Below are 26,099 nucleotides of genomic sequence, written 5' to 3' on the forward strand. Positions count from 1 at the left end.
GCCGATCCACGGCCAGCCGCGGCGGCAAGACCTTTTATTCCAGAGCAGCCGCGGCGGACGTGCCAGCGCACATCCGCCGCGGCCAACAGGGTATCAGAAGTCCATCGCCGGCGCCGCTGCGGCAGGCTCGGCCTTCTTCGGCTTGTCGGCTACCAGCGCCTCGGTGGTAATCAGCAGCGAGGCGACCGAGGCCGCATCCTGCAGCGCGGTGCGGACCACCTTGGCCGGGTCGATCACGCCGGCCTGCACCAGATCCTGGTACTCACCGGTCGCGGCGTTGAAGCCCCAGCTGTAGGTGTCCTTCTCCAGGAGCTTGCCGACCACCAGCGAGCCGTCATCGCCGGCGTTCTGGACGATCTGCCGCACCGGCACCTGGATGGCGCGCCGGATGATGTCCACGCCCGCCTTCTGGTCGGAGTTGGCCGTCTTGACGCCGTCGAGCACCTTGGTGGCGCGCAGCAGTGCCACGCCGCCGCCGGGCAGGATGCCCTCCTCCACCGCCGCGCGGGTGGCGTGCAGCGCATCGTCGACGCGGTCCTTGCGCTCCTTGACCTCGACCTCGGTGGCGCCGCCGACCCGGATCACCGCGACGCCGCCGGCGAGCTTGGCCAGCCGCTCCTGCAGCTTCTCGCGGTCGTAGTCGGAGGTGGTCTCCTCGATCTGGAGCTTGATCTGCTGCGCCCGCGCCTCGATGTCCTTCCTGGCGCCGGCGCCGTTGACGATCGTGGTGTTCTCCTTGTCGATCACGACCTTCTTGGCGCGGCCGAGCATCGACAGGGTGACGTTCTCCAGCTTGATTCCGAGATCCTCTGAGATCGTCGTGCCGCCGGTGAGGATCGCGATGTCCTCCAGCATGGCCTTGCGGCGGTCGCCGAAGCCCGGCGCCTTGACGGCAGCGATCTTCAGGCCGCCGCGCAGCTTGTTGACGACCAGAGTTGCCAGCGCCTCGCCCTCGACGTCCTCAGCGACGATCAGCAGCGGCTTGCCGGACTGCACCACGGCCTCCAGCAGCGGCAGCATGGTCTGCAGGCCCGACAGCTTCTTCTCGTGGATCAGGATGTAGGGATCCTCGAGCTCGACCCGCATCTTCTCGGAGTTGGTGACGAAATACGGCGAGACATAGCCGCGGTCGAACTGCATGCCCTCGACCACCTCGAGTTCGGTATCCAGGCTCTTGGCCTCCTCGACCGTGATCACGCCTTCATTGCCGACCTTCTGCATGGCCTCGGCGAGGAAACGGCCGATCTCGTGGTCGCCATTGGCTGAGATGGTGCCGACCTGGGCGATCTCGTCATTGCTGGTGATCTTCCTGGCGTGCGCCTTGAGATCCTTGACGATGGCTTCGACGGCGAGATCGATGCCGCGCTTGAGATCCATCGGGTTCATGCCGGCAGCTACGGACTTCGCGCCTTCTCTCACGATCGCCTGGGCGAGCACGGTAGCAGTAGTGGTGCCGTCGCCGGCAAGATCGGCGGTCTTCGAGGCCACCTCGCGCACCATCTGCGCGCCCATGTTCTCGAACTTGTCCTCCAGCTCGATTTCCTTGGCGACGGTCACGCCGTCCTTGGTGATACGCGGCGCGCCGAACGATTTCTCGATCACGACGTTGCGGCCCTTGGGACCGAGCGTGACCTTGACGGCATTGGCGAGGATGTCGACGCCGCGCAGCATGCGGTCGCGGGCGTCGGTGGAAAACTTCACGTCCTTGGCAGCCATGTTGGTCGTCTCCTTTCTCCGATGACTGTCGGTTACTGCTCTTGATCAAGCGGCCTTTTTCGCCGTCACGGGAGCATCGATGATGCCGAGCAGGTCGCTCTCCTTCATGATCAGGAGATCCTTGCCGTCGATCTTCACTTCCGTGCCGGACCATTTTCCGAACAGCACGCGGTCCCCCGGCTTCACGTCGAGGGCGACCAGCTGCCCCTGCTCGTTCCGCGCCCCCGGGCCGGCAGCGACGATCTCGCCCTCCTGCGGCTTCTCCTTGGCGGTGTCGGGAATGATGATGCCGCCCTTGGTCTTCTCGTCGGCATCGATACGGCGCACGAGCACGCGGTCGTGCAATGGACGGAAATGCATGCACATCCTCCTTTACAGATCAGCGATGTCATAAGCCTCGGGTCCCATGAGGCCCCCGGGCGACGATCGACTTGGGAAAGCCGAAGTTTACGTTCAAGGGGGGTCACGCAAAATTTTGGCAGCCGGTGGGAACGATTGCCAGGACGACCCTTGACCGGGGGCGCCGTCCTGACCAGTTCTACTGGCGCCAAAATCCGCCCCATCCCGTCGAGGAAAAACGATGCAGCTTCTGCGTTGTGTCCGGCCTTTGGTCCTGATGCCGGTTATTGTGCTCTCGCTCCTGGCAAGCCCTGCCCCGGCTCAGATCCCCGATCTCAAGCTCGGACGCGTGCCGACGCTGGCTCCGCTGGTCAAGGAGGTCACCCCCGCGGTCGTCAACATCTCGGTCGAGGGCAAGATCCGGCAGGACAATCCGCTCTATCAGAACTCGCGATCCCGCGACTTCAGCGACATCCCCAAGCAGGTCGAGCGGCAGATCAGCGCCACCGGCTCGGGCGTGATCGTCGATGCGCAGCGCGGCTATGTGATGACGGCCAACCACGTCGTCGAACATTCCGACATGGTGCAGATCAGGACGAAGGACGGCCGCAGATTCGCCGCACGCCTTGTCGGGCGTGATCCCGCCACCGACATCGCGCTGTTGCAGATGGAGGATCCCGCCGATCTCAGGGCGATCGCGTTCGGCAACAGCGACGCGCTCGAGGTCGGCGACTTCGTGATCGCCGTCGGCAATCCCTTCGGCTTGGGACAGACCGTCACCTCGGGCCTGGTCAGCGCGCTGGGACGAACTGGGCTCGGCAAGCAGGGCTATGAGGATTTCATCCAGACCGATGCAGCGATCAACCCCGGCAATTCCGGCGGCGCACTGATCAATCTGCGCGGCGAGCTCGTGGGCATCAACACCGCCATCATTTCGCCCGGCGGCGGCAATGTCGGCATTGGCTTCGCCGTGCCGATCAACATGGCGCGCCGGGTGATGGAGCAACTGGTCGTCAACGGCCGCGTCGATCGCGGCCGCATCGGCGTCACGCTGCTCGACCTGGACTCGACGACAGACGGCCGCGTCGTCGGCGCGCGCGTCGCCGACGTGACCGCAGGCTCGCCGGCCGAACGCGCGGGCCTGCGCAAGGGCGACATCATCGTCAAGGCGAACGACATGCCGGTGCGCAGCGCAACGCAGGTTCGCAATTTGATCGGGCTGACGCCGGTCGGGCAGCGCGTCCGCCTCGTCTTCGAACGCGACCGCGCGCTCGGCAATGCCACCGTGGAGGTCGCGCCGGTCGCGGATGACCGCGCGCGGGCGCGGACGTCGGGCTGAGACGGCCTCGCTCTCACGAAACAAAAATGGCGGGAGAGGACACCTCTCCCGCCATCGAACCGTGATCTTGGTTTAGAGCATCAGCGCGGCATCTCTGCGAGCGCGGCGAGAATGCGCGCCCAGGAGCGGATGCCCTTGTGGTAGCTCTTGAGGTCGTACTTCTCGTTCGGCGAATGGATGTTGTCGTCGTCGAGACCGAAGCCGACCAGGAGCGAGTCGAGGCCGAGCGTCTTCTTGAAATCGGTGACGATCGGGATCGAGGCCCCCGACCCCATCAGGACGGTCTCCTTGCCCCACTCGTCCGTCAGCGCCTGCTTGGCGGCGGCGAGCGGCTTCATGGTCCAGTCGAGGGCGATCGCCGCGCCCGCCGAATGATCGCCGAACTCGACCGAGCAGTCGCCGGGAATGCGCGCCGACACGTAGTCGCGGAACGCCTTGCGGATTTTCAGCGGGTCCTGCCCCTCGACAAGGCGGAACGAGACCTTCGCATGGGCCAGCGACGGGATCACCGTCTTGGAGCCCTCGCCGATATAGCCGCCCCAGATGCCGTTGATGTCGCAGGTCGGCCGCGACGAGATCTGCTCGATCAGCAGGCGATCCTTCTCACCGGCGGGGATCGACAGGCCGATCGGCTTGAGGAAGCTCTCGGGCGTCAGGTTCAGCTTCTTCCACTGCTCCAGGACCTCCGGCGGCACGTCCTTCACGCCGTCGTAGAAACCGGGAATGGTGATGCGGCCATTCTCATCGAACAATCCGCCGAGCACCTCGGTCAGCACCCGGATCGGATTGCGCGCGCCGCCGCCGAACACGCCCGAATGCAGGTCGCGATTGGCGGCCTTGATCTTCACCTCTTCATACAGCAGCCCGCGCAGCGAGGTGGTGATCGCCGGCGTGTTCGGGTCCCACATGCCGGTGTCGCAGACCAGCGCGAAGTCGGCCTTGAACTCGTCCTTGTTGGCTTCGAGGAACGGCACGAAGTTCTTCGAGCCGACCTCCTCCTCGCCCTCGATCAGCACGGTGATGTCGAGCGGCAGCGAGCCCGTGACCTTCTTCCAGGCGCGGCAGGCCTCAACGAAGGTCATCAGCTGGCCCTTGTCGTCCTCGGCGCCGCGCGCAACGATGATCTTGCGGCCGTCGGCATGGTCGGTCACGACAGGCTCGAACGGCGGCCGGTGCCAGAGATCGAGCGGATCGACCGGCTGCACGTCGTAATGGCCGTAGAACAGCACGTGCGGCTTCGCCGCGCCGTGGCCGTTGCTCTTGCCGACCACGGCGGGATGGCCCGCGGTCGGGCGCACCTCGGTCGCAAAGCCGATCATCGCAAGATCCTTGGCCAGATGATCGGCGGCCGCCTTGCAATCATCGGCGAACGCAGGATCGGCCGAGATCGACTTGATGCGGATCAGGGAGAACAGCCGTTCCAGGCTGTTGTCGAAGTCGGCATCGACGTGGTCGAGAACGGATTGCAGCTGCGCATTGGCCATGGGCACCGGATTCCTTGCAAATGAAGACGATTGGGTTGCTTGTAGCTCCGATGCGCAGCCCGGACCAGCCTCCTCCGTGACGCGTGGGAACGCGTCCGGCCGCACGCGGGGCATCACACCGGCTGGAACAGGCCTGCGATCAACGCCGCAGCAAACTGCCCAGCGCGCCGCGCACCAGGCTGCGGCCGATCGAGCCGCCCAGGGAGCCGCCGACCTGCTTGCCAAGATCGGCCGCGATGCCGCCGACCACCTTGTCGGTGACCGAGCGCGCGACGTTGCGCGCGATCACCTGCGTGGTCGACAATTGTCCGCGCTTGACGTTGGTGCCGAAGATGGTCGCTGCGATGTCGCCGATCTTGCCGAGCACGCTGCCGGACGATGGGTCCGCGGTCGCGGCGGTTCCGGTAATGCGCTTCTGCAGCATCTCATAGGCGGATTCCGCATCGACCTCGGTGTCGTATTTGCCCTTCACCGGACTCGCGTCCATGATCGCCTTGCGCTCCTCCGGCGTGATCGGCCCGATCCGCGCCGACGGCGGCCGGATCAGCACGCGCTCGACCATCGCCGGCGTGCCGTTGCCTTCGAGGAACGACACCAGCGCCTCGCCCTTGCCGAGCTCCATGATCACCTTGGCGGTGTCGAGCTTCGGATTGGGGCGGAAGGTGTCGGCCGCTGCGGCGACCGCCTTCTGGTCGCGCGGGGTGAAGGCGCGCAGCGCATGCTGCACGCGGTTGCCCAACTGCCCGAGCACGCGGTCGGGAACGTCGAGCGGGTTCTGCGTGACGAAATACACGCCGACACCCTTGGATCGGATCAGGCGCACCACCTGCTCGATCTTGTCCATCAGCGCCTTCGGCGCATCGGTGAACAGCAGATGCGCCTCGTCGAAGAAGAAGACCAGCTTGGGTTTCGGGAGATCGCCGACCTCGGGCAATTCCTCGAAGAGTTCGGACAGCATCCACAGCAGGAAGGTCGCGTACAGGCGGGGGTTCTGCAGCAGCTTGTCGGCGACCAGGATGTTGACCATGCCGCGACCGTCGCGGTCGGTCTTCATGAAATCCTTCAGCGCCAGCGCCGGCTCGCCGAAGAACTTCGTGCCGCCCTGGTTCTCCAGCACCAGCAGCTGGCGCTGGATGGTGCCGACGGTGGCGCGCGTGACGTTGCCGAACGACTGTGCTGCCTTGCGGATCGGCGCCAGCGGATCCGCATCGGCATCGGCGCCCTTCTTCGCTTCCGGGATGATGGCATCGAGCAGCGCGCGAAGATCCTTCATGTCGATCAGCGTGAGGCCGTTCTCGTCGGCGACGCGGAAGGCGACGTTGAGAACGCCCTCCTGGACGTCGTTGAGATCGAGCATGCGCGCGAGCAGCAGCGGCCCCATCTCGGTGACGGTGGCGCGCACCGGATGACCTTGCTCGCCAAACACGTCCCAAAATACCGTCGAGAACTCATCCGCCTGATAGGTCAGTCCGAGATCGCTGGCGCGCTTGAGGATGAAGTCCTTCGCTTCTCCGGGACGCGAGATGCCGGAGAGATCGCCCTTGATATCAGCGGCGAACACGGGGACGCCGGCCCGCGCAAAGCCTTCGGCCATCACCTGCAGCGAGACGGTCTTGCCGGTGCCGGTCGCGCCGGTGACGAGTCCGTGCCGATTGGCGAACGCGAGCGACAGCCAGGCCGGCTGTTCGCCACGACCTACGAGGATCTTGTCGTCGGTGTCGCCGAGTGACGTTCCGGATGGTGCCATGATGATCCGTCTTTCGATGTATGATCGTTCCGCATCGCACGTGATGCGAAGCATCGCGTACCACTAACATATTTTAGTTTTGGGTCTTGGAACCAGCCGCAGATTGCCTCACCTCGCCGCAACGTCCGCGCCGTCCCTAACATGCTGCCGCCCGGACCGCACATTCGTCGGTAGATTCAACATCTGGTCTTGCATCGCTGCAACAGTTGATCGTCGATCGCGAATCGATTCGCCAACCGCACCTGCTCGTCGCTTGTAATTCATGGTTCGCCCGATCAAGATGAATTCAGCGAGGACGTCCGGTCTTGGGGGGCCGGATGAAGACGGGGTTCACATGAACGAGCTGATTGAGCCGCTGGCCAGAACGGCCGGCATCGATGGAGCCGTGCCTAACAGGCCTACTTCACCGCCGACCTGCGTTCTGCCCGACATCCTCAGCAACGAGCCGCTGCGACCACTGCCACCTCGGTTGTCCGCGCATGAACCTTCCGAGCTCTACGGCGACACCATCAAGGCTGCCCTGATGGGCATGGTGGCGGCCCGCACACCTTGCCCGAGCCATTTCGCCTGAAGCACCTTTGCGCGCCTGAGTATCATGACATATCCGATCACCGAACTCGAAGGCATGACGACCTTCTATGCCTCGAAGCTGAAAGCTTTGGGCATCCGGACCACCGACGGATTTCTCGAGGCCGCGCGCACCGTGAAGGGACGCAAGACGCTGGCCGCCAAGACCGGCATCAACGAGCAGCAGCTGCTCGACTGGGCCAACGGCGCCGATTACATGCGCATTCCGGGCATGGGCAAGGCGAAGGTCTGCCTGGTCCGCGCCGCCGGCGTCACCACCGTTCGCGAGCTGGCGCACCGCAATCCCGCCCGGCTGGCGCAGAACATCAAGGAAGTGAACACGCGGCGGAAGCTGGTGCGGATCCTGCCGTCCGAGAAATCGGTCGGCCAGCTGATCGAGAAGGCCCGCCGGCTGGAGCCGAAGATCAGCTACTGATCCTTTCTCGCCCCTCGCGCCGGCTTGTGCAGCGCGACATCTTGACTCGACCGAGCCAACCGCGCAAAGCGGCGCCCATGAGCGCGATTTTGCCGCACACCGCCACGGACCTCACGCCGAGCCACCCGCTGCTGCGGCCGTGGCTCGCGCGTCCGTTCCCGGCCGTGATGGGCATTCTGAACGTGACCCCGGATTCGTTCTCCGATGGCGGCCGTTTCAACGCGCCGGAACGCACCGTGGCGCAGGCTCGGCACATGATCGCGGCGGGCGCCGACATCATCGACATTGGCGCCGAATCCACCCGCCCCTACAAGGGTGCCGAGCCGGTGACGGCCGAGGAGGAACTGGCGCGCCTCAGGCCTGTGCTGCCCGAGATCGTCGCGCTCGGCGTGCCCGTCTCCATCGATAGCATGAAATCCCAGGTTGTCGGCTACGCGCTGGAGCACGGCGCCCGCATTGCCAACGACGTCTGGGGTCTGCAGCGCGATCCAGGGATGGCCGAGACCGTCGCTGCGCATGGCGTGCCGGTCGTGGTGATGCACAACCGCGCCACCGTCGATCCCGGCATCGACATCATCGACGACATGCTCGGCTTCTTCGCCCGTTCGCTCGAGATCGCCGCCAAGGCCGGCATTCCCGCTGGCAACATCGTGCTCGATCCCGGCATCGGCTTCGGCAAGACCGCCGAGCAGAGCATGACCGCGCTGGCGCGGCTCGACGCATTCGCGCGCTTCCGCCTGCCGCTGCTGGTCGGCGCCTCGCGCAAGCGCTTCATCAGCACGGTGGTGGCGTCGGAGCCGCAGGAGCGGCTCGGCGGATCGATCGCGGCGCATCTGATCGCCGCTCAGCGCGGCGCTGCGATCATCCGGGCGCATGACGTTGCGGAGACGGTTCAGGCGGTGCGCGTCGCCGCAAGCATCGAGGCATTGCGATGACCGATACGATCTTCATCAAGGGCGTTCTCATCCATGCGCGGCACGGCGTGATGGAGCACGAGAGCGAGGTCGGCCAGCGCTTCGTCATTGATCTCGAACTCTACACCAACCTGTCGGACTCCTCGCGCAGCGACCGCCTCGCCGACACCGTGTCCTATTCCGACGTGGTGGAGACCGCGACCGCGGCCTTCAAGGACACCAACTACCGCCTGCTGGAGCGCGCGGCCGGCGCGGTGGCGGATGCCATCCTGTCGACCTTCGCCCGCATCCGCGCCGTGAAGGTCACCGTGCACAAGCCGCATGCGCCGATTGCCGCGATCTTCGAGGATGTCGGCGTCGTGCTGACGCGCTCGCGGCATCCGTGATCGCGATGGCGAGCGCGCTGATCGCTCTCGGCGGCAATGTCGGCGATGTCCGGACGACCTTTCAGCGCGCAATCCCGGAGATCTGCCGGCGCACGCAGGCGACGTTGACCGCGCGCTCCTCGGACTACATCACCCCGCCCTGGGGCGAAGAGCAGCAGCCGCCCTTCGTCAATGCCTGCATCGCGATCGAAACGTCCACCGCGCCGCACGCCCTGCTCACCACACTGCACGAGGTGGAGCGCCTGTTCGGCCGCGACCGTGCGCAGGAGACGCGCTGGGGACCGCGCACGCTCGATCTCGACCTGATCGCCTATGACGATCTGATCCTCGACACGCCCGAACTCACGCTGCCGCATCCCCGCCTGTTCGAGCGCGGCTTCGTGCTGGTGCCGCTGGCGGAGATCGTCCCCGAACGCCGGATTTCCGGCCGCCGTGTCGGCGAGGCCCTGCTCGCCGTTTCGCGCGACGGAATCCGACCGCTGCCATCCGTCCAATAGCCAAGAAGGCTGGCCAAACAACCGTTTGGCTTGGCGGTCGCGACGTGGCATTTTGCACCACAATAATCGCGATAACGGACGCCCGGGAGATACGAGCGGCATGACGACCGACACCGAACAGCTGCGATTGGCCGCCGAGTTTGCGCCGGCCAGCGAGGCGGACTGGCGCAAACTGGTCGACGGCGTGTTGAAGGGCGCGGCTTTCGAGAAGCTGGTCGGCAAGACCTATGACGGGCTGAAGATCCAGCCGATCTATCCACGCGCCAAGGCTGCGGCGCCAGTGGCCGGCCGCACCCCGGCGGCGGCGTGGCAGATCATGCAGCGCGTCGATCATCCCGATCCGGCCAAGGCCAATGCGCAGGCGCTGCTCGATCTCGAGAATGGCGCGACCGGACTGTCGCTGGTGTTTGCCGGGTCGAATGCCGCGCACGGCTTTGGCCTCGCCGCCGAGGCGGACGCGCTGGCGCGCGTGCTCGAGGGCGTGCATCTCGATGCTGCTATTGCCATCGAATTGCAGCTTGGTGAATCGTCCGCTCTCGCCTTGCTTCTCGCCGACTACATCAAGCAGCGCGGGATCGCGCCCGCGGCCTGCGACATCCGTTTCGGGTTCGATCCGATCGGTGACGCCGCGACCCGCGGCGCGAGCTCTCATGATGCGTCGACACTTGGCGGCAACTCCGGCTCGCTCGTGAAACAACTGTATGGCGCGGGTTTCAAGGGCCCCTTCCTCGCTGCCGATGGCCGCGTCGTCCACGACGCCGGCGGATCGGAAGCGCAGGAGCTCGCCTTCGTGCTGGCCTGTGGCGTCGCCTATCTGCGCGCACTCGAAGCGGCCGGCATCGCGCTCGAAACCGCGCGCGACATGATCCAGGCGCGGCTCGCCGCCGACACCGATCAGTTTCTCACGCTGGCGAAATTCCGCAGCCTGCGCCGACTGTGGGCGCGCGTTGAGCAAGCCTGTGGTCTTCAGCCGAAGCCGCTCTTCATCTCCGGCGAGACGGCGTGGCGCATGCTCACGCGGCGCGATCCCTATGTGAACATGCTGCGCGCGACGATCGCGACCTTTGCAGCCGGCCTCGGCGGTGCCAACGCCGTCACCGTTCTCCCACACACCGCAGCACTGGGCCTGCCCGATGCGTTCGCGCGTCGCGTCGCACGCAACACGCAGCTGGTGCTGCTGGAGGAAAGCAACCTCGCCCGCGTCGCCGATCCCGCCGCAGGTGCTGGCGGCATCGAGGCGCTGACGAGCGAATTGTGCTCCTCCGCCTGGACGCTGTTCCAGGAGATCGAGAAGTCCGGCGGCATCGTGGCGGCGCTGCAGGCCGGGCTGATCCAGTCCAAGGTCGCAGCCGTCAGACAGGCCCGCGACGCCAACATTGCCAAGCGCCGCGACGTGCTGACCGGCGCCAGCGAGTTTCCCAATCTCGGCGAGGCCGAGGTCGCAGTGGAAGCCGTCGCGCCGCTGGCACCACCGGCCGGAAAACCCGCGGTCAGCTTCGCGCCGCTGGCACCGATCCGCCTCGCAGCAGGTTTCGAGCGGCTGCGCGACCGGTCCGACGACCTGCTCAAGAGCAAGGGCCGGCGTCCGGCCGTGTTCCTCGCCAATCTCGGCAGCGCCGCCGACTTTACCGCGCGCGCGACCTTTGCCCGCAGCTTCTTCGAAGCTGGCGGTTTCGCGGCGGTCGATGGCCAGGGCGGCTCTGATCCGGCCGCGCTCGCGGAAGCATACCGCGCCTCGGGAGCCGCGATCGTCTGCCTGTGCTCGTCCGACAAGGTCTATGCCGACGCGGCGGTTCCGGCCGCCAAGGCTCTTCAGGCGGCCGGGGCGCGACATATCTATCTGGCAGGCCGCGGCGGCGAGCAGGAGGCTTCTCTACGTGAGGCCGGGATCGGCAGCTTCGTGTTCGCCGGCGGCGACGCGCTGAAGACGCTCGAAGACGCCTATACGCATCTGGAGTGAGTATGACCGAGGCGAGCAAACCCGTCCTGACCGGCGGCTGCCAATGCGGCGCCATCCGCTACGCGCTGATGTCGGCGCCGACCCGTGTCAGCATCTGCCATTGCCGGATGTGCCAGAAGGCCTCGGGCGCGCCGTTCGCATCCTTCGCCGACGTCAATCGCGAGAACTTCGCCTGGACCCGTGGCACGCCGGGCACGTTCCGCTCCTCCTCGATTGCCGACCGCTATTTCTGCGCCGCCTGCGGCACACCGCTCGGTTTCGGTGCCATCGATGGGCCGCGCATCGAGATCATGACCGGCACCTTCGACCGTCCCGACCGCGTCGTGCCGACGCGCCAGTTCGGCTCGGAATCCCGGCTCGGCTGGGTCGTTGCGATCGCCAACCTGCCGAGCCAGACCACACAGCAGAATTACGGACCGGAGAAGATGGCGCGCATCGTCAGCCATCAGCATCCTGATCATGACTAAGCGATGAGGACACGAGGCCATGAGCCGCATTCCTGATTTCAGCGCCATCGCGTTCGAACCTACCACAGCCCCCGCGCCTGCCAGCGCTGCCGAGCCGTGGCTGACGCCGGAAGGCATTCCGGTCAAGCCTGCCTATGCCGAGGCCGATCTCGCCGGCATCGATTTTCTGGAGACGTGGCCGGGCACCGCGCCCTATCTGCGCGGCCCCTACCCGACGATGTATGTCAACCAGCCCTGGACGGTCCGGCAATATGCCGGCTTCTCCACGGCCGAGGATTCCAACGCGTTCTATCGCCGCAACCTCGCCGCCGGCCAGAAGGGCCTCTCCGTCGCGTTCGATCTCGCCACGCACCGCGGCTATGATTCCGATCATCCGCGCGTCGGCGGCGACGTCGGCATGGCCGGCGTGGCGATCGACTCGATCTACGACATGCGCACCCTGTTCGCCGGCATTCCGCTCGACCAGATGAGCGTGTCGATGACCATGAACGGCGCGGTGCTGCCGATCCTGGCGCTGTTCGTGGTCGCCGCCGAAGAACAGGGCGTGCCGCCGGAGAAGCTGTCGGGCACCATTCAGAACGACATTCTGAAAGAGTTCATGGTGCGCAACACCTACATCTATCCGCCGACGCCCTCGATGCGGATCATCTCCGACATCTTTGCCTTCACCTCGCAGCGGATGCCGAAGTTCAACTCGATCTCGATCTCCGGCTATCACATGCAGGAGGCCGGCGCGACGCAGGACCTCGAGCTCGCCTACACGCTCGCCGACGGCGTCGAATACCTGCGCGCCGGCATCGCGGCCGGCCTCGACGTCGACCGCTTCGCGCCGCGGCTGTCGTTCTTCTGGGCGATCGGCATGAACTTCTTCATGGAGGTCGCCAAGCTGCGCGCCGCGCGGCTGTTGTGGGCGAAGCTCCTGAAGCCGTTCAATCCGAAAGACCCGCGCTCGCTGTCCTTGCGTACGCACAGCCAGACCTCGGGCTGGTCGCTGACCGCGCAGGACGTCTACAACAACGTGGTCCGCACCGCGGTCGAAGCGATGGCGGCGACGCAAGGTCATACGCAGTCGCTGCACACCAACGCGCTCGACGAGGCGCTCGCGCTGCCGACCGACTTCTCCGCCCGCATCGCCCGCAACACGCAACTGTTCCTGCAGCAGGAGACCGGCACCACCCGGATCATCGATCCCTGGGGCGGCTCGTACTACGTCGAACGCCTCACCCGCGATCTCGCCGCCAAGGCCTGGGGCCACATCCAGGAAATCGAGGAGCTCGGCGGCATGGCCAAGGCGATCGAGGCCGGCGTGCCGAAGCTGCGCATCGAGGAGGCCTCCGCCAAGACCCAGGCCCGCATCGACACCGGCCGCCAGTCCGTCATCGGCGTCAACAAATACAAGCCGACCGACGAGCCGCCGCTCGACGTGCTCAAGGTCGACAATTCCACCGTGCGCCGGCTGCAGATCGACAAGCTCTCAAGGCTGAAATCCGAGCGCAAGCAGGCCGAGGTCGACGCCGCGCTCGCGGCGCTGACGCGCTCGGCCGGCGACGGCAACGGTAATCTGCTGGCGCTGGCGATCGATGCCGCGCGCGCCAAGGCCACGGTCGGCGAGATATCCGACGCGCTGGAAAAAGTGTTCGGCCGCCATCGTGCCGAGATCAAGTCCATCACCGGCGTCTACAAGCGGGAGATCGCCGCCATGTCCGGCAAGGCCGAAAAGCTGCAGGCGCTGATCGAGGCGTTCGAGGAGGCCGAGGGCCGCCGGCCGCGCATCCTGGTAGCCAAGATCGGCCAGGACGGCCACGACCGCGGCCAGAAGGTGATCGCGTCAGCGTTTGCCGACATCGGCTTCGACGTCGATATCGGGCCCTTGTTCGCCACCGCCGACGAGGCGGCGCGGCAGGCGGTCGAGAACGACGTGCATATTCTCGGCGTGTCGTCGCTCGCCGCCGCGCATCTCACCGCGGTGCCGGAGCTGAAGGCCGCGCTGAAGAAGCAGGGCCGTGAGGACATCATGATCATCGTCGGCGGCGTCGTGCCGCCGCAGGATTACGATGCGCTGTACAAGTCCGGCGCCGAGGCGATCTTCCCGCCGGGCACGGTGATCGCCGACGCAGCCGAGGAGCTGATCCACAAGCTCAATGCGCGGCTCGGCCACAGCCAGGCGGCGGAGTAGCGTTCCCCCCATCGACGCATCATGTTCCGGCGCGCGGTCGAGAGATCGCGCGCCGTTGCGTTTGAACCTGCGCGATCTCAGGCGATACGCATCTTCAGCCACTGGATATTCATTGCCATGACTCGTTCCTCGATTTGCATTGCTGCCGTTCTCGGCCTGCTGGCCATCACGCCGGCCTTCGCCGCCGATCCGAAGCCGGACGCAGCGATCAACACCAGGACGATCGAGGCCAACGTCACGCTCGATGCGCAGGTCAAAGCCGACGCGCCGCTCGCCGCGTATTGTCTCGCCGACGGCAAGAAGTGGATCGACAAGAACGCCGCCGATGCCGCGAAGGAGCGCAAGGCGGATCCGCAGGCCTTCCGCGACGGCAAATGGTCGTTCGAACGCAAATATTCCGTCCGCTCCGTCGTCGCCGATCGCTATGTCAGCATCCTCAGGGACGACTACATGGACACGCACGGCGCGCATCCCAACAGCGACGTCAACACCATTCTCTGGGACAAGGCCGCCGCCAAGCCGATCAGCATCCGCCCGTTCTTCACCGAGACCGCGGACAACGGGCCCGCGATGAAGGCGATGCTGGCGGGGATCATCACCTCGCTCAAGGCGGAAAAGAAGAAGCGCGATGCCACGGAAACGGCGACCGCCGAGTGGTTCAAGGGGCTCGAGCCGACGCTGCTGAAGATCGGCGCCGTGACGCTCGCGCCGTCGACCTCGGCCGGCAAGAGCTCCGGCCTCACCTTCCACTATCCGCCCTATGCAGTCGGCCCCTACGCCGAAGGCCAGTATGTCGCGTTCGTGCCGTGGGAGGTGTTGAAGCCGTATCTGAGCCCCGAGGGCCAGGCGATCTTCGCGGGCACGCGGCCGAAGGGGGACGCGGAGGACAACTAGCTGGCCCGGCGGCCTGCATCCGCTATAACGGGCGAATGTCCTCCCGCTCCGCCTCCTCGTCAGACATTACGGCCTTGGCCGATGCCCTCCGCGCCGGCAGCCGCGCGGCGCTGGCGCGCGCGATCACGCTGGTCGAGAGCCGGCGGGCCGACCATCAGGCCACGGCGCGCGAGCTGGTGCAGGCGCTGCTGCCGCAGACCGGCAACGCGTTCCGGGTCGGCATCACCGGCTCGCCTGGGGTCGGCAAGTCGACGACGATCGACGTGCTTGGCATGTACCTGGTCGAGCAGGGTCACAAGGTCGCGGTGCTCGCGGTCGATCCCTCCTCCGCCCGCACCGGCGGCTCCATTCTCGGCGACAAGACGCGGATGGCGCGGCTGTCCCACGACGAGCACGCCTTCATCCGCCCCTCGCCGTCATCGGGCACGCTGGGCGGCGTCGCCGCCAAGACGCGGGAGGCGATGCTGTTGTGCGAGGCCGCGGGCTTCGACGTGATCCTGGTCGAGACAGTCGGCATCGGTCAGTCCGAGACCGCGGTCTGCGACATGACCGACTTCTTCCTCGCGCTGATGCTGCCGGGCGGTGGCGACGAGCTGCAGGGCATCAAGAAGGGCCTGGTCGAGCTCGCCGACATGATCGCGATCAACAAGGCCGACGGCGACAACATCAAGCGCGCCAACATCACCGCGGCCGACTATCGCGGCGCGCTGCACCTGCTGGCGCCCCGCTCCGAGCACTGGCATCCGCCGGTCGTGACCTACTCCGCGATGGCCGGTTCGGGCATCGCGGAGCTGTGGCAGAAGGTGGTCGAGCATCGCAAGGCGATGATCGCCTCCGGCGAGTTCGCCGCGCGCCGCCGCGACCAGCAGGTGAAGTGGATGTGGACGATGCTGGAGCAGCGGCTGATGGCGCGGCTCCGGACTGATCCTTCCATTCGCAGCCGAGTAAAGAAGCTCGAGGCTGAGGTCGCCGAGGGCCGTGTCGCGCCGGCGCTGGCGGCCGAGCAACTGGCGGAGATGCTGGCTTGAGCGAACGGCCGCGCATCCTGATCACAGGGTTTGGCCCGTTCCCGGGCGCGCCGTCGAATCCGACCATGCCGCTGGTGAAGCGGCTTTCGGAGCTGCGGCGGCCGGCGCTGGATGACGTCGACATCAGCAGTCACATCTTTCACGTCACCTACGACACCGTCGATCGCGAGCTGCCCCGGCTGATCGCCGAGCGGCGTCCGCATGCGCTGTTGATGTTCGGTCTCGCGGCGCGCACAGCCTATCTGCGCATCGAGACGCGCGCCCGAAACGCGGTGACCACGACATTCCCTGATGCCGACCGCCACGTCGCACGCAAAGCCGTGATCGTGCCGGGCGCGCATCCGGTGTCCTTCGGTCCGCACATGCAGCGGCTGCTGCGCGCCGCGCGTGCCACCGGCATCGATGCGAGGCCGTCGCGCGACGCCGGCAGCTATCTCTGCAACTATCTGAGCTGGCGCGCGATCGAGGCAACGCAGGCCGACGGCGGCCCGCGCCTCGCCGCGTTCATCCACGTCCCCCGGCTGCCGCGCGCCGGCACGGTCCTGCCACGAGGCAGCTCACGTATCACGCTTGAGGCGCTGGTCGATGCCGGCGAGGCCATGCTGATGGAGCTGGTGAAGCTCACGCGGTAGGCATCCGGCCGCACGAGCTGCACCGATCAGTTTCGTGGCCCAGCGCAGCAGACGCCGCCGCGAGCCCCGGTATCACGCGCTCCAGCGGCGCCGGCGACCAAATCCGCCGCCGATCAGGCGCAGTAGGAGCAACAGCACCACTGCGCCGATGAAGGCGTTGATGATGGCAGCGACCAACCCTACTCCGAGATGGATCCCGAGCCGCGGCAGCAGCCAGTTGCCGACGAAGGCGCCGAGCAGGCCGACGATCAGATCGCCGATCAGGCCAAAGCCACCGCCATCCATGACGCGGCCCGCGAGCCACCCGGCGACGATGCCGACGAAAAGAATCACCAGCAGACTCTCATTGGATAAATGCATGACCCTCTCCGACTTGATCCCTTGCCGGAACAATGTCGGCGAGTCCCATTGGTTCCCTTCACGAGGAGAACGGCCCGGCGGGTGGCTCCCGCGCAGCGGCCTCAGCCGACGACCTGCGTTGGGATCACACATGCGACGCACGGCCGATGCCAGCGGAGATCTGAGGTGAAGCCTTAACCCTACCGGCAACAATGCCGCGGGCCCGCGCTCATCCTCGGCATCAGCATTGATGTTTTCAGCTTAAGTCGTGGCGGCACGTGATCTTTTGCGCGAGACGCTGACCATGGACGTCAATCGCCGTCGCATTCTGGCCGGATCGGCCGCCGGTGCCGCCGGGGCATTGGCCTTGCCGGTGGATGCCGCACAAGCCGTCCCCTTGATCGCCACGCTCGGCCGCGACGCCACGCAGTATGGCGTCAAGCCCAACAGTCCCGACGACCAGACCCGCGCGCTGCAGCGCGCGATCGATGAGGCGGCGCGCGTGGAAGCGCCGCTGGCGCTGCCGCCGGGCACCTACCGCACCTCGACGCTGAGGCTCGCCAAGGGCAGCCAGCTGGTGGGCGTGCGCGGCGCGACGAAGCTCGTGTTCACCGGCAGCGGGCCATCGCTGCTGCTGGGCGAAGGAACAGACGGAGTCGGCCTGTCAGGCCTCTTGCTCGACGGCAGCGGCATCGCCCTGCCGCAGCGCCGTGGCCTGCTGCATCTTGCGGCGGCCAGCCGAGTCCGTATCGTCGATTGCGAGATCACCCGCTCCGGCGGCAGCGGCATCTGGCTCGAGCAGGTATCCGGCGACATCAGTGGCAACGTCCTGACCGACATCGCGGTGACCGCGATCGTGTCGTTTGACGCGCTCGGGCTGATCGTCGCGCGCAACACCATCAAGGGCACCCGCGACAACGGCATCGAGATCCTGCGCACCGCGATCGGCGATGACGGGACGATGGTGCTCGACAATTTCATCGAGGACATCAAGGCGGGGCCCGGCGGCTCGGGCCAGTACGGCAACGCCATCAACGCCTTCCGCGCCGGCAACGTCATCGTCAGAGGCAACCGCATCCGGAATTGCGACTACTCGGCGGTGCGCGGCAACTCGGCCTCTAACATCCAGATCGTCGGCAACAGCGTCACAGGCGTGCGCGAGGTCGCGCTCTATTCGGAGTTTGCGTTCGAAGGTGCCGTCATCAGCGGCAACACGGTGGATGGCGCCGCGTTCGGCGTCTCGGTCTGCAACTTCAACGAAGGCGGCCGCATCGCCGTCGTCAGCGGCAACATCATCCGCAACCTGATTCCAAAGCGGCCGATCGGAACCGCGCCGGACGACGATGCCGGGATCGGAATCTATGTCGAGGCGGACTCCACGGTGACCGGCAACGTGATCGAGAACGCCCCGTCCTACGGCATCGTCGCCGGCTGGGGCCGCTATCTCCGCGACGTCGTGATCTCCGGCAACGTCATCCGCAACGCGTTGGCGGGCGTCGGCGTGTCCGTGGTCCCCGGCGCCGGCACGGCCCTCGTCAGCAACAACATGATCTCGGGCACACCACGCGGCGCCGTGATCGGGCTCGATCACATCAAGCCGGTGACATCGGACCTGACGCAGGAGGGCGCGCAGCGCGTTGCGCAGCTCGCAATCAACGGCAACGCCGTCTCGCGATGAGCTAGTACGCGACGGCCAGCGCCGGATAGCGGCGCTCGATGACATCGAGGTCGACCACCGGCTCGTCGTCATCGACGTCGGAGCCAATGCCGATGCTCAGGGCTTGCTCGAGGGCCGCCATGTCGATGCGCGGAGCGTCGTCGGTCAGTTCCGCCTCGAAGTCTTCGTCAACGCTCGGCTCCGGGTCGAGCTCGCGCTCAGCCGACTGCAACTCGAGCGGGACGACGATCTCGGAGTCGGCCAGGATGGTTTCGAGCGACGGCGCCACCTCGATCGTCCGGGGCGCGACGGTGGGCGGAGGTGTCCAGACAGCGGGAGCCGGCGCAGCGAACACGACCGGCTCCGGCAGCCGAGGTGCGATCGGCTGCGTCTCGGCCAGCGACAGCGTTTGCCAGGTTTCGATCGCCGCCTTGGCATGCCTGATGTCGTCGAGCAGCGATTGTTCGGTGTAGTAGCGCCGCCAGCGGCCGCTATCGTACAATTCGGTCAGGTGATGGAGCCGCCTTTCGGCAAGCGCGCACCAGCGCTCAGCCAGCTCGCGGCTGCAAGCCACGTCAAGTCGATGTGTCATTTGGGAGCCCGCTGAATTTGGGACGGACGCACTCGGCACGAATCAACGCAACGTGACGTGAATATTTTGTGGAAAAGGTTAATAAAGTCTAGCTATTGCCATCTTCTTTGAGGGTCCGGCCGTAATTGCGCGGACTTTTTCAGACCGCCTGCGCGCTGGCAGGGCGATCACCACAATCCTGGGAAGTTGCTGACTGCATGATCAACCCCGAGAATGTGCTCTCAAGGGGCGATGGCGTTGCGTCAAAATGAAAGAGCCGTCCGGGGGGACAACCGGACGGCTCGAGCCATATGGGCGCTTGGGGTGGATGGGCGCTCGCGCCGTCTATAGCTTGGGGAGGGTATCACCGCTCCCACGTACCTTCTGTCGGCACCGGACCGCGGTTCGTTCAAAGCAGCGACGAGAATTTTCCGACGTTCACGAAAACGTTGGTCGGCAATCCGCCGCTATTGCTGGGCCGGCCGCAGCGCGCCGCCGCCAGACTCCCCGGCCGACGCTGACGACGCCGGGCGCAGCTCGCGCGCTGGCGCGGCGTCCTGTGCCGCATCGCGCCGCTGCTGGGCGGCCGGCGGAGCAGCCGACACCGCAGGAGCCTCCCGCGGCGACAGCACCGCCTCGACCGCAGCCAGGGCGTCCGCCTCCCCCGCCCCGAACAGATCATCCCGGCCCGGGGCGCCGAGATCGCGCGCGGTCTTCGTCAGCACCGTTCGAACCGTTTCCGGCCTCAGGGCGGCATTGCGCTCGAGCACCAGGGCCGCAAGGCCGCTGACATAGGCGGCCGAGAACGAGGTGCCCGAGATGATCTGGTACTTGCCGTCGGGCGCCGGCAGGAAGATGTCCGCCCCGGGCGCCGCGAGCGCGACATAGTTGCCGCGGTTCGACGCCGGCAGCAGCTGATCCCTTGTGTCAGTGGCGCTGACGGCAATCACGTTCGGATTGGCAGCGGGAAACAGCGGCGGCGAATTCGGTCCGGCATTGCCGGCCGCCGCGACCATGACGATCTCCTTGGCGGCGACCGCGGCAATCGCGCGCTCGATCGCCGCATCCTTCGGCCCGGCAAAGCTCATGTTGATGATCTGGGCGCCATGGAGGGCTGCGTAGTCGAGCGCCTTGAGGATCACCCAGGAACTGCTTTCCGGGCCCTTGCCGTCGGCCTTCTTGGCCTGACCGAACGCGCGAATGGCGATGACGCGCGCGAACGGCGCGCTCCCCATCAGGCGCGCATGCGACACGATCACACCGGCGATGCCGGTGCCGTGGACGTGCGGTCCCTCGTCGCCGCCGAGCGCATCGAAGCTGTCGAACGAGGCATCGACGAATTCCGGATGCTTGAGGTCGATGCCGGAATCGATCACCGCGATGGTGACGTTGGAGCCCTGCGCCAGCCGGTGCGCCTCCGGCAGACGCAGCTTCGCCAGCGCATATTGCGCCGGATCGCCTTCGCTCGGCGGCACGCTCTTGTCCTGCAGCGTATAGCGATAGTTCGGCTGCACCGATCGCACACTGGCGTCGGCCGCGAAGCTGCGCCGGACCGCGTCCACGGGGCGGCGATCGGTCATCCGGAACAGGCCGATGGTCGCGCCGATCAGCGGAAAGCTTTGCGAGCTGATGCGCTGCAGGCCATGGCGGCGCGCCAGCGCATCGGCCTGCTCCGCCGAGAGGCTGCCGTCGATCTCGGCGATCAGCTCGTTGACGATAATGGTCGGATCGGAGGCCGCGGTGATGGGCTCACGCCGCTGCGCTGATTTGGCCGACTTGCCCTTCTCCGACCCGCGGCCGCCCGATCTGGCCATGGCCTGGCCGGCGTCGCCGCCCGGCGGCCGCCGCTCCAGGCATTCCCCCGACGCGCTGCGATCGGGCGGGCTGCAGGACGCCTGCAGGTTGGGCGAATAGCGCATCGTCGGCGACACCGTTCGCGCGGAAAGTCCCGACACGCCCGGCCCCGGCGTCCGCAACGCCATGCCGGAATCCATGCTGGGCATCCGGCTCGGGATGTTGATGTTGGGCGAGCGCATCATCGCCTGGGCCTGCGCGCGCTCGCCGCCAACCGCCAGCAGCGCAACGGCGCTGACCAGCGCGAAGATTTTCATGCGCGGCTGCACGGGACGACGGCAGGGCATCGGACGATCCTGCGTTGCGTGGCCGCGCTATGGCGAGGGCACGGCGAGGCTCACCAGCTTCTCCTGCTGCAGCCGCCGCATCAACGCGTCGGCCTCGGCCTTCGGCAGCGGCTCGTTGCCGAGCTGCAGCTTGAACATGCCGCCCTTGGCGCCATCAATGATCGAGGCCTGATAGCTGTCGAGCAGCGCGGTGATGTCGGCGATGCGCGCCTCCGGCACGAACCGCACCAGCGCATGCACCGGCGCGGCGGTTGCGGCGGCTTGCGGCCCGAGACCCCGGATCAGAGGCGCGGCAGGCGCTGGCGCCTCTGCCACGCGCTGGCGCATCATGCTGTCCGCCGCCCGCTCCGCAGGCGCCGGCGCAACAGCGGCGCTCGGTGGCGGCGGCGCGACGGGCTTGGGCGCGGCAGTGACGGAAGCTTCAGCCTTGGGGCTGGCCACAGGCTCGCGCGCGACCGCCTTGTCCTGGTCGAGCGAGGCCGTCTGGTAGGTCGCGGTCTGTGAGCGCATCAGGACCGAACCGATGAAGCCGGCCTGCAGCAGCACCAACAAGGCACCCAGGCTGACGGTCCAGGCCAAGGTCCGCGGCGACAGGCTCTCGAAGAATCCCATCAGACGGGCGCCGAAGCCGGGCGGCGTTGCCGGCTTCTGCGCAGGATCCGCTTCGATCGCGGCAAACAGCTTCTGCATCGCCCGCATCGACGGGGCACCGAGCGTCTCGTTGAGCGCGATGGTCTCGGCATACTCGCTCTGAATTTCGGCATACTGGCGCGCGAGCGCGGCATCGCTGGCGAGCGCCTCCTCGACGCGGCGCATGTCGCGCGCGTTCAGCGTGCCGGCGGCGTACCACGGCAGCAGCAGTTCGATTTCACTGGGCTCTTGCTCCAGCATCCTCTTGCTCAATGCCATCATGGCCAGCCTCGCTCAATGCCGGCCGCCTTCAGCAGTTCGGCCAATTTCTTGCGCGCATAGAACAGGCGCGTCTTGACGGTGTTTTCCGGAATTCCGACGATCTCGGCCACCTCCTCCACGGACTTTTCGTGGTAGTAGACGAGATCGACGATCTCCCGGTGGTCTGGCGAAAGCGCGGTCAGGCACTTGCGCAGGGCTTCCCCGGTATCCTTTTTTTGGACCGCGACTTCGGGATCGTCGGACGTGTCCTCGATCGCGTTCGCAGCCTCGTCTTCCAGCTCAACGTCCTTGCGGCGCCGAAGTGCCGACAGCGCCTTGAATCTCGTGATCGCCAGCAGCCAGGTCGAAACGGCGGAGCGGCCTTCGAACTTGCCGGCCTGGCGCCAGACATCGAGGAAGACCTCGCTGATGAGATCTTCCGCCACCTGTTCGTCCCGCACGAGCCGGAGCCCGAAGCGGAACACCCTGACATGGTGCCGTCCATACAGCACCTGCATGGCGAGCCGGTCGCCTTGAGCGATCCTGGCAATCAGGGTTTCATCTGACGCCGCTGCTGTCACGCTCAATGGCCGTCTCGCAATGTTGGTCTGGAGGAATGAGCTCGGGGTTCGAATACAACCGCAAAAATCTTCAAAATACCGGAAAGATACGTCCCGAAATGTGAGCTGGCGCACAGACCCGCCGGATCGCCCGCTCCCCTCGCGCCAAGCGCGGTCCTACCTACCATGTTACGGCCCATCCTCACGCGCGGCCCGGTCGCGGCGACCTTTTCGCGCACAGTCTCGATCACCCGAAGTTCCGCCCTCCTCCGATCGATGCGCTACATGGGATCCACGCGGCAAAAGCCCGTGAATTCCCTGTCTTTGCATGTGCCGGCCGTTGGTCGTCACCTCATGGTCCCCGGTTCCCATAGATACCAAAGTTAAAGGCTTTCCCACGTAGATTTTCGCCCGGCGACGAAGAATTGCGAGCACATGGGCACGACGGCACCGCCTCTTTCACCTCCGATGGCCGGGGCACGCGGCGCGAAGTCGCCGCCGCAGCATGTTCGCGCACGTCGCGTCGGCCAACGCCGGCAGATCTACGCCATGATCGCCGGGTGCTACCTCATCGATGCCGTCATTCTGCTGATCTATGCCCAGGCCGGCGTCGTGCCGACCGTGATCGCGCCGGCCTATGCCGCGATCGGCGTTGCGACCGTCGCGCTGTGGGCCTCGCTGTCGGAGAGCGGCTTCAACGACCGCTTCGAGGATCACTACCTCGTGGTGCCGCAATCGATCGTGAGCATGATGTTCACGGTCGCATTCTGCTACGTGGCGCCCGAGGTCAGCATCGTATTCCTGTGCACGCTGTATCTGGTCGTCGGCTTCAGCTCGCTGCGGGCGACGCCGCGCCAGACCGCGATCTGCTGGACCTTCCTGTCGCTCGGCCTCGCCGGACTGTTCCTGCTGACCGACAAGCCGCTCGGCATGCCCACCGCCAATGCGCTGGAGCGGCTCGCGACGCTGCTGGTGTTCGTGCTCACCATCGCCGCCTGCATGTTTCTCGGCATCTTCTCCAGCGCATTGCGCGAGTCGCTGTATCAGCGCGGCCTGAAGCTGAAGGAAGCATATCGCCGCATCGAGGAGCTGGCCGAGATCGACGAGCTCACCGGCGCGCTGAACCGGCGCTCGATCATGCATATGCTGGAGGACGAGATGGCGCGGTCGCGGCAGATCGGCAAGCCGTGCTCGGTCGTGCTGATCGACCTCGACTGGTTCAAGCGCATCAATGACGAGCATGGTCATCCGACCGGCGACGACGTACTGCGTACCTTCGCCATCACCATGTTCGCCAACATTCGCGGCAGCGATCGCTTCGGCCGCTACGGCGGCGAGGAGTTCCTGCTGGTGCTGCCCGGCGCGCCGGCCGACCCCGCGTGCCGGCTCGCCGAGCGACTGCGCCAGATCATCGCCGACCTCGATTGGAGTGCGTTCTCGACCGGCTTGCAGGTCACGTTCTCCGCCGGCGTCGCGACCGGGCGTGGCGACGAGACGACCGAGTCGCTGCTGGCCCGCGCCGATCGCGCGCTCTACGAATCGAAAGCGCAGGGGCGCAATCGCGTCACTCGCGCCTGACCGGCTCAAGATGAGCGGCAAGCTTGCATCCACCGAAAACCTGCTCGATGAGCTGCAGGACACGCTCGCGCACGGCACCGTCGCGCGGCGGATCGAGACCCTGCGCAAGGTCACCGACCTGTTCGTCGACGGCGCAGCCGATTTCGCCGATGATCAGGTCGCCCTGTTCGACGACGTATTCGAATGCCTGATCGCGCATATCGAGACATCGGCCCGTGCCCTGCTTGCCAGCCGCCTCGCGCCGATCGACTGCGCGCCGCCGCGGACGCTGGCGCGGCTCGCCGACGATGACGCGATCGAGGTCGCGGGCCCCGTTCTGTCGAAATCCGAGCGGCTCGGCGAGGCCGCGCTGATCCGGACGGCGGAGACCAAGAGCCAGGCGCATCTGCTGGCGATCTCGATTCGCCGCGTGCTCAGCCGCGCCGTAACCGACATCCTGCTCCGGCGCGGCAATGACGAGGTCGTGCACAGCACCGTCAGCAATCCCGGCGCCGCTCTGTCGGAGCGCAGCGTCGACAGGCTGCTCGACCGTGCCGCGAGCGACGAGGATCTGGCGGCCTGCCTCGCCATGCGTCCCAATCTGCCGCGCCATCTCTATCTGAGGTTGGTGTCCAAGGCCTCAGCCACCGTCCGCGCGCGGCTCGAGGCGGCGAACCCGAAACTGGCACAGGAGGTGTCCTCCGCGGTCCGCATGGCGGGCCGGCGGGCCCGTTCGGCGACCGTGGCCTTGACCAGCCAGACGGAGATCGCGCACGGGCTCATCCGCTCGCTGCATGCCGAGGGCCGTCTCGACGATCAGCTCGTCGTCCAGTTCACCGAGAGCCGGAAATTCGACGAGGCCAATGCGGCCGTCGCGGCAATGGCCAACGTTCCGGTCGCGGTGGCCGAGAGCATCATGATCGAGAGCCGCGCCGAGGGCGTCATGATCCTCGCCAAGGTGGCGGGTCTGTCGTGGCAGACGGTCAAGTCGATGATCCTGATGCGCGATGAACTCACGGGCACGGCGCCGACCGACCTCGCCGCCTGCAAGGCCACCTATGAGCGGCTGAGACAGGCGACGGCACAGCAGGTGCTGCGCTTCCACCGCGTCCGGGATGTCGCCACGCCGATTCAGGCCTGACCGGCCGATCGCAGCGATCTCAATAACGCAGCGCCCGCGCGCCGATCGCGGCTCCGAGCCCGGCGACGATCAGCGCGGCGGCCGTATACCAGGTGGCGACGAACAGCGGCGAATCATCGTTGCAATGCGCGGCATAGAGCGTCGCCGCGACGCCCGCCGACACCAGCCCGGCAATGGCGCCGGCAACCGCCGGGCGCGACGGCGCCCCGTGCCGCAAGCCGAACAGCGAGGCGGCCAGCAGCGGCAACGACAACACCGGAATGGCGCTCATGCACAGCATCGAATTGTGACCGATCAGCCGCGCCATCATCGGCGCGCGCTGCGGCAGCATCATCTCGGCCGCGATGCCGGCGACGAGAACCACGATCGGCGCGATCAGGAGCCAACTCCAGCCGTGCAGCGAGGCTTCCGGCCGCGACAGATGCAGGCTGATGACGAGTGCCGGGATCGCCAGCGCCGTGGTCACCACGAACTTCAGATCGAAGAACGGATTGCGTACCGCGATCCAGATGTCGGGCCGGATACCCAGCCCGATCAGAAGCATCGCTGTCGACACCGGCGTCGCCGCCATCAGCGCCAGCGCCAGGACGATGCCGACCGGCTGCGCGCGTTGCGCATTGTCGGCGGCGAGCGAGCGGATGAGCTGATCGGTGTCCATGG

The 26,099-nt window shown here is 66.6% G+C and carries 25 protein-coding genes; 15 read left to right on the forward strand and 10 right to left on the reverse strand.

The annotated features are described in order from the left end of the window. Positions 1–93: 93 nt before the first annotated feature. A complete protein-coding gene (gene groL, locus ACQR1I_RS22715; RefSeq protein WP_434868382.1) occupies positions 94–1,716 on the reverse strand; it encodes a chaperonin GroEL in 1,623 nt (540 codons plus the stop codon). 45 nt (positions 1,717–1,761) lie between these two features. After that, positions 1,762–2,076 (reverse strand): co-chaperone GroES, encoded by a 315-nt coding sequence (gene groES, locus ACQR1I_RS22720; protein ID WP_434868381.1) that lies wholly within the window; start codon positions 2,074–2,076, stop codon positions 1,762–1,764. A gap of 220 nt (positions 2,077–2,296) precedes the next feature. Between groES and ACQR1I_RS22725 the strand changes: the two genes are divergently transcribed. Beyond that, entirely contained in the window at positions 2,297–3,394 is a 1,098-nt protein-coding gene (locus ACQR1I_RS22725; RefSeq protein ID WP_434868380.1) for a trypsin-like peptidase domain-containing protein, read from the forward strand. Between the two features lie 80 nt (positions 3,395–3,474). Here ACQR1I_RS22725 and ACQR1I_RS22730 read toward each other — a convergent pair whose 3' ends face one another. Together ACQR1I_RS22730 and ACQR1I_RS22735 are read right to left on the reverse strand one after the other, a co-directional pair. Next, a complete protein-coding gene (locus ACQR1I_RS22730) occupies positions 3,475–4,878 on the reverse strand; it encodes a M20/M25/M40 family metallo-hydrolase (RefSeq protein WP_434868379.1) in 1,404 nt (467 codons plus the stop codon). A 139-nt stretch (positions 4,879–5,017) separates the two neighbouring features. Further along, a complete protein-coding gene (locus ACQR1I_RS22735; protein ID WP_434868378.1) occupies positions 5,018–6,625 on the reverse strand; it encodes a helicase HerA-like domain-containing protein in 1,608 nt (535 codons plus the stop codon). Between the two features lie 334 nt (positions 6,626–6,959). On the opposite strand from ACQR1I_RS22735, the gene ACQR1I_RS22740 reads away from it, so the two are divergent. From ACQR1I_RS22740 to ACQR1I_RS22790, 11 genes are all read left to right on the forward strand, one after another. Further along, complete coding sequence (locus ACQR1I_RS22740; RefSeq protein ID WP_434868377.1) at positions 6,960–7,196, forward strand: hypothetical protein; 237 nt, start codon at positions 6,960–6,962, stop codon at positions 7,194–7,196. 24 nt (positions 7,197–7,220) lie between these two features. Further along, positions 7,221–7,628 carry a DUF4332 domain-containing protein gene (locus tag ACQR1I_RS22745; protein ID WP_434868376.1) on the forward strand — a complete coding sequence of 136 codons (408 nt, stop codon included), beginning with the start codon at positions 7,221–7,223 and terminating at the stop codon, positions 7,626–7,628. Positions 7,629–7,705: 77 nt separating this feature from the next. Continuing rightward, on the forward strand, positions 7,706–8,563 hold the full coding sequence (gene folP, locus ACQR1I_RS22750; protein ID WP_434868375.1) for a dihydropteroate synthase: 858 nt from the start codon (positions 7,706–7,708) through the stop codon (positions 8,561–8,563). Continuing rightward, complete coding sequence (gene folB, locus ACQR1I_RS22755) at positions 8,560–8,928, forward strand: dihydroneopterin aldolase (protein WP_434868374.1); 369 nt, start codon at positions 8,560–8,562, stop codon at positions 8,926–8,928. Before folP ends, folB begins: the two co-directional genes overlap by 4 nt. 5 nt (positions 8,929–8,933) lie before the next feature. After that, a complete protein-coding gene (gene folK / locus ACQR1I_RS22760) occupies positions 8,934–9,425 on the forward strand; it encodes a 2-amino-4-hydroxy-6-hydroxymethyldihydropteridine diphosphokinase (RefSeq protein ID WP_434868373.1) in 492 nt (163 codons plus the stop codon). A 100-nt stretch (positions 9,426–9,525) separates the two neighbouring features. Further along, entirely contained in the window at positions 9,526–11,385 is a 1,860-nt protein-coding gene (locus tag ACQR1I_RS22765) for a methylmalonyl-CoA mutase family protein (RefSeq protein ID WP_434868372.1), read from the forward strand. Positions 11,386–11,387: 2 nt separating this feature from the next. Next, complete coding sequence (locus ACQR1I_RS22770; RefSeq protein ID WP_434868371.1) at positions 11,388–11,852, forward strand: GFA family protein; 465 nt, start codon at positions 11,388–11,390, stop codon at positions 11,850–11,852. Between the two features lie 19 nt (positions 11,853–11,871). After that, on the forward strand, positions 11,872–14,028 hold the full coding sequence (gene scpA / locus ACQR1I_RS22775; protein ID WP_434868370.1) for a methylmalonyl-CoA mutase: 2,157 nt from the start codon (positions 11,872–11,874) through the stop codon (positions 14,026–14,028). Between the two features lie 117 nt (positions 14,029–14,145). Beyond that, a complete protein-coding gene (locus tag ACQR1I_RS22780; RefSeq protein WP_434868369.1) occupies positions 14,146–14,922 on the forward strand; it encodes a DUF3298 domain-containing protein in 777 nt (258 codons plus the stop codon). 35 nt (positions 14,923–14,957) lie between these two features. Beyond that, positions 14,958–15,950 carry a methylmalonyl Co-A mutase-associated GTPase MeaB gene (gene meaB / locus ACQR1I_RS22785; protein ID WP_434868368.1) on the forward strand — a complete coding sequence of 331 codons (993 nt, stop codon included), beginning with the start codon at positions 14,958–14,960 and terminating at the stop codon, positions 15,948–15,950. Continuing rightward, positions 15,947–16,582, forward strand: a complete 636-nt coding sequence (locus tag ACQR1I_RS22790) for a pyroglutamyl-peptidase I (RefSeq protein WP_434868367.1) — start codon at positions 15,947–15,949, stop codon at positions 16,580–16,582. Before meaB ends, ACQR1I_RS22790 begins: the two co-directional genes overlap by 4 nt. A gap of 72 nt (positions 16,583–16,654) precedes the next feature. Here ACQR1I_RS22790 and ACQR1I_RS22795 read toward each other — a convergent pair whose 3' ends face one another. Beyond that, entirely contained in the window at positions 16,655–16,942 is a 288-nt protein-coding gene (locus tag ACQR1I_RS22795; protein WP_434868366.1) for a GlsB/YeaQ/YmgE family stress response membrane protein, read from the reverse strand. A gap of 283 nt (positions 16,943–17,225) precedes the next feature. Between ACQR1I_RS22795 and ACQR1I_RS22800 the strand changes: the two genes are divergently transcribed. Beyond that, positions 17,226–18,599, forward strand: coding sequence for a TIGR03808 family TAT-translocated repetitive protein (locus tag ACQR1I_RS22800; RefSeq protein ID WP_434868365.1), 1,374 nt, complete (start codon positions 17,226–17,228; stop codon positions 18,597–18,599). 1 nt (position 18,600) lies between these two features. Here ACQR1I_RS22800 and ACQR1I_RS22805 read toward each other — a convergent pair whose 3' ends face one another. The 4 genes from ACQR1I_RS22805 to ACQR1I_RS22820 form a co-directional block, all read right to left on the reverse strand. Continuing rightward, entirely contained in the window at positions 18,601–19,152 is a 552-nt protein-coding gene (locus tag ACQR1I_RS22805; protein WP_434868364.1) for a TIGR03809 family protein, read from the reverse strand. A 464-nt stretch (positions 19,153–19,616) separates the two neighbouring features. Then, on the reverse strand, positions 19,617–21,260 hold the full coding sequence (locus ACQR1I_RS22810) for a S8 family serine peptidase (RefSeq protein WP_434868363.1): 1,644 nt from the start codon (positions 21,258–21,260) through the stop codon (positions 19,617–19,619). Positions 21,261–21,317: 57 nt separating this feature from the next. Then, the gene (locus ACQR1I_RS22815; protein WP_434868362.1) at positions 21,318–22,202 is read right to left on the reverse strand and encodes a hypothetical protein; all 885 of its coding nucleotides are present in this window, start codon (positions 22,200–22,202) and stop codon (positions 21,318–21,320) included. Next, the gene (locus ACQR1I_RS22820) at positions 22,199–22,768 is read right to left on the reverse strand and encodes a sigma-70 family RNA polymerase sigma factor (protein WP_434868361.1); all 570 of its coding nucleotides are present in this window, start codon (positions 22,766–22,768) and stop codon (positions 22,199–22,201) included. The genes ACQR1I_RS22815 and ACQR1I_RS22820 overlap by 4 nt, the downstream gene beginning before the upstream one ends. 408 nt (positions 22,769–23,176) lie before the next feature. On the opposite strand from ACQR1I_RS22820, the gene ACQR1I_RS22825 reads away from it, so the two are divergent. Together ACQR1I_RS22825 and ACQR1I_RS22830 are read left to right on the forward strand one after the other, a co-directional pair. Next, positions 23,177–24,319, forward strand: coding sequence for a GGDEF domain-containing protein (locus ACQR1I_RS22825; RefSeq protein ID WP_434868360.1), 1,143 nt, complete (start codon positions 23,177–23,179; stop codon positions 24,317–24,319). 10 nt (positions 24,320–24,329) lie between these two features. Continuing rightward, positions 24,330–25,439: a DUF2336 domain-containing protein gene (locus ACQR1I_RS22830; RefSeq protein ID WP_434868359.1), complete on the forward strand. Its 1,110-nt coding sequence runs from the start codon at positions 24,330–24,332 to the stop codon at positions 25,437–25,439. A 19-nt stretch (positions 25,440–25,458) separates the two neighbouring features. Here the strand turns inward: ACQR1I_RS22830 and ACQR1I_RS22835 are convergent, their stop codons facing one another. Beyond that, positions 25,459–26,097: an NrsF family protein gene (locus ACQR1I_RS22835; protein ID WP_434868358.1), complete on the reverse strand. Its 639-nt coding sequence runs from the start codon at positions 26,095–26,097 to the stop codon at positions 25,459–25,461. Positions 26,098–26,099: the final 2 nt, after the last annotated feature.

The sequence above is a fragment of the Bradyrhizobium sp. HKCCYLS2038 genome (genome assembly GCF_051167655.1).
Taxonomy (GTDB): domain Bacteria; phylum Pseudomonadota; class Alphaproteobacteria; order Rhizobiales; family Xanthobacteraceae; genus Bradyrhizobium.

Coding starts and splice junctions, on each gene's coding strand:
- groL (WP_434868382.1), bottom strand. CDS start 1,716: ATGGCTGCCAAGGACGTGAAGTTTTCCACCGACGCCCGCGACCGCATG.
- groES (WP_434868381.1), bottom strand. CDS start 2,076: ATGCATTTCCGTCCATTGCACGACCGCGTGCTCGTGCGCCGTATCGAT.
- ACQR1I_RS22725 (WP_434868380.1), top strand. CDS start 2,297: ATGCAGCTTCTGCGTTGTGTCCGGCCTTTGGTCCTGATGCCGGTTATT.
- ACQR1I_RS22730 (WP_434868379.1), bottom strand. CDS start 4,878: ATGGCCAATGCGCAGCTGCAATCCGTTCTCGACCACGTCGATGCCGAC.
- ACQR1I_RS22735 (WP_434868378.1), bottom strand. CDS start 6,625: ATGGCACCATCCGGAACGTCACTCGGCGACACCGACGACAAGATCCTC.
- ACQR1I_RS22740 (WP_434868377.1), top strand. CDS start 6,960: ATGAACGAGCTGATTGAGCCGCTGGCCAGAACGGCCGGCATCGATGGA.
- ACQR1I_RS22745 (WP_434868376.1), top strand. CDS start 7,221: ATGACATATCCGATCACCGAACTCGAAGGCATGACGACCTTCTATGCC.
- folP (WP_434868375.1), top strand. CDS start 7,706: ATGAGCGCGATTTTGCCGCACACCGCCACGGACCTCACGCCGAGCCAC.
- folB (WP_434868374.1), top strand. CDS start 8,560: ATGACCGATACGATCTTCATCAAGGGCGTTCTCATCCATGCGCGGCAC.
- folK (WP_434868373.1), top strand. CDS start 8,934: ATGGCGAGCGCGCTGATCGCTCTCGGCGGCAATGTCGGCGATGTCCGG.
- ACQR1I_RS22765 (WP_434868372.1), top strand. CDS start 9,526: ATGACGACCGACACCGAACAGCTGCGATTGGCCGCCGAGTTTGCGCCG.
- ACQR1I_RS22770 (WP_434868371.1), top strand. CDS start 11,388: ATGACCGAGGCGAGCAAACCCGTCCTGACCGGCGGCTGCCAATGCGGC.
- scpA (WP_434868370.1), top strand. CDS start 11,872: ATGAGCCGCATTCCTGATTTCAGCGCCATCGCGTTCGAACCTACCACA.
- ACQR1I_RS22780 (WP_434868369.1), top strand. CDS start 14,146: ATGACTCGTTCCTCGATTTGCATTGCTGCCGTTCTCGGCCTGCTGGCC.
- meaB (WP_434868368.1), top strand. CDS start 14,958: ATGTCCTCCCGCTCCGCCTCCTCGTCAGACATTACGGCCTTGGCCGAT.
- ACQR1I_RS22795 (WP_434868366.1), bottom strand. CDS start 16,942: ATGCATTTATCCAATGAGAGTCTGCTGGTGATTCTTTTCGTCGGCATC.
- ACQR1I_RS22800 (WP_434868365.1), top strand. CDS start 17,226: ATGGACGTCAATCGCCGTCGCATTCTGGCCGGATCGGCCGCCGGTGCC.
- ACQR1I_RS22810 (WP_434868363.1), bottom strand. CDS start 21,260: ATGAAAATCTTCGCGCTGGTCAGCGCCGTTGCGCTGCTGGCGGTTGGC.
- ACQR1I_RS22815 (WP_434868362.1), bottom strand. CDS start 22,202: ATGATGGCATTGAGCAAGAGGATGCTGGAGCAAGAGCCCAGTGAAATC.
- ACQR1I_RS22825 (WP_434868360.1), top strand. CDS start 23,177: ATGGGCACGACGGCACCGCCTCTTTCACCTCCGATGGCCGGGGCACGC.
- ACQR1I_RS22830 (WP_434868359.1), top strand. CDS start 24,330: ATGAGCGGCAAGCTTGCATCCACCGAAAACCTGCTCGATGAGCTGCAG.
- ACQR1I_RS22835 (WP_434868358.1), bottom strand. CDS start 26,097: ATGGACACCGATCAGCTCATCCGCTCGCTCGCCGCCGACAATGCGCAA.